This window comes from Shigella sp. FC1544 (assembly GCF_001722145.1).
Lineage (GTDB): Bacteria > Pseudomonadota > Gammaproteobacteria > Enterobacterales > Enterobacteriaceae > Escherichia > Escherichia coli.
On record NZ_MECT01000285.1, the window covers coordinates 1 to 1,579 of the forward strand.

At 55.4% G+C, this 1,579-nt stretch carries 2 protein-coding genes and 2 pseudogenes; all 4 read right to left on the reverse strand.

Going from position 1 to position 1,579, the window contains the following annotated elements:
* Nucleotides 1–179: 179 nt before the first annotated feature.
* On the reverse strand, nucleotides 180–461 hold the full coding sequence (locus BGK49_RS14265) for a phage tail assembly protein T (protein ID WP_001234260.1): 282 nt from the start codon (nucleotides 459–461) through the stop codon (nucleotides 180–182).
* A 23-nt stretch (nucleotides 462–484) separates the two neighbouring features.
* Nucleotides 485–859, reverse strand: coding sequence for a phage tail assembly chaperone (locus BGK49_RS14270; RefSeq protein WP_000710953.1), 375 nt, complete (start codon nucleotides 857–859; stop codon nucleotides 485–487).
* Nucleotides 860–873: 14 nt separating this feature from the next.
* Nucleotides 874–1,263, reverse strand: a pseudogene (locus tag BGK49_RS14275) (major tail subunit); the annotation flags it as partial.
* Between the two features lie 16 nt (nucleotides 1,264–1,279).
* A pseudogene (locus BGK49_RS14280) lies at nucleotides 1,280–1,579 on the reverse strand (IS1-like element IS1X2 family transposase); the annotation flags it as partial.

The following is a 1,579-nucleotide window of genomic DNA, read 5'->3' on the forward strand; positions in this document are numbered from 1 at the left end:
ACAAAATAAATCAACCGTTATCAAACCACGAGCGTTCGTATGCGCCGCCGATGACGCGCGCCTGAAAAACGCGTCAATATGAGTTCCCCGGAAGCTTACAATTTTGATAATCAGTTCACGTAACGTCGCCATTCACCTTTCTCCGGGCGTAAAAAAACCGCCTCAGCGGTTCTCATCATTCATGACTGTGCTGCAAAGCTCAGCGCGTCTTCCAGCGCCGCAAACGGATCCACCTCCGGCTTATCCTCATCCTCGCCCCAGCAGAGCATGACGTCCTTCAGTGCAACATTCATCCCCTGTGCCCCGAAAACCGCTTTCACGATCTGTGCATTACGGATATCCCCGCGCTCATCACCCAGCGGGGATATCCTGTCGAACTCCATCCACATCATCGCCTCGCTCGCACTCAGGCTGTGGCGCAGTTCGGATAAGGTGCGCCCCAGACGGAGCGCAAGTCGCATCAGAAAGCGAATTTCCGGGCGGGCTACTTTTTTCTGGCCGACTCTGCATCAGCGATCAGTTCCAGTGCCTGACGCCGCAACCGGGCATGTACCGGACCATAGACGGCCAGCACCTGCTCACGGTCGTCCGGAGTGAACACCCGCTGCAGGTCCGTATCACACAGGACATCGCAGAACAGCGTCACATCCGCTTCCAGGTTACGGCGGGTTTTCGCCACCACCGACAGGGTATCGTCATCCTCTCCATCACCATTGAGCACTTCCTGCCACAGATACCAGGCCTCTGCCGAAGGCTCCCGCAGCACCACGCTGACATTCCCCCATTCCGGCACCTTCACCGTTTTATGACGAAACCCTGACAGTCTCGCCAGCGCCAGCGTTTTCAGATCCTTTTTCATGATGACCCATCCCCTTATCCGGCAGCTGCGCTCACTGTCACGGTGCATTCAACAGACGTCACACTCTGTGCTTTCTCTGCCGAATCGGTCACCACGCAGGTATATTTCCCCGCATCAGCGGACTGCGCACCTGGCTTACTGAAGGTGTCTGTCGTCTGCCCGTCAACCGGCTGACCATCCTTCTTCCAGGCGTATTTATACGGCGGCATTCCCCCGTTGGCACTGACTGACATTGTCAGCAGCGCACCGGTATTCACGGTAAGTGTCTTATCCAGATTTTTCACAAACGCCAGCGGTACCACAAAGGACACCGGTTTGCCTTTCAGACGCAGTGAGAACGTTGCAGCCACCACACCGTTGGTACCGGATGACCAGGTGTGCTGACGCACTTCCGCCAGGAATTTAGGTAATGACTCCAACTTACTGATAGTGTTTTATGTTCAGATAATGCCCGATGACCTTGTCATGCAGCTCCACCGATTTTGAGAACGACAGTGACTTCCGTCCCAGCCTTGCCAGATGTTGTCTCAGATTCAGATTATGTCGCTCAATGCGCTGAGTGTAACGCTTGCTGATAACGTGCAGCTTTCCCTTCAGGCGTGATTCATACAGCGGCCAGCCATCCGTCATCCATACCACGACCTCAAAGGCCGACAGCAGGCTCAGAAGACGCTCCAGTGTGGCCAGAGTGCGTTCACCGAAGACGTGCGCCACAACCGT

Coding starts and splice junctions, on each gene's coding strand:
- BGK49_RS14270 (WP_000710953.1), bottom strand. CDS start 859: ATGAAAAAGGATCTGAAAACGCTGGCGCTGGCGAGACTGTCAGGGTTT.
- BGK49_RS14265 (WP_001234260.1), bottom strand. CDS start 461: ATGCGACTTGCGCTCCGTCTGGGGCGCACCTTATCCGAACTGCGCCAC.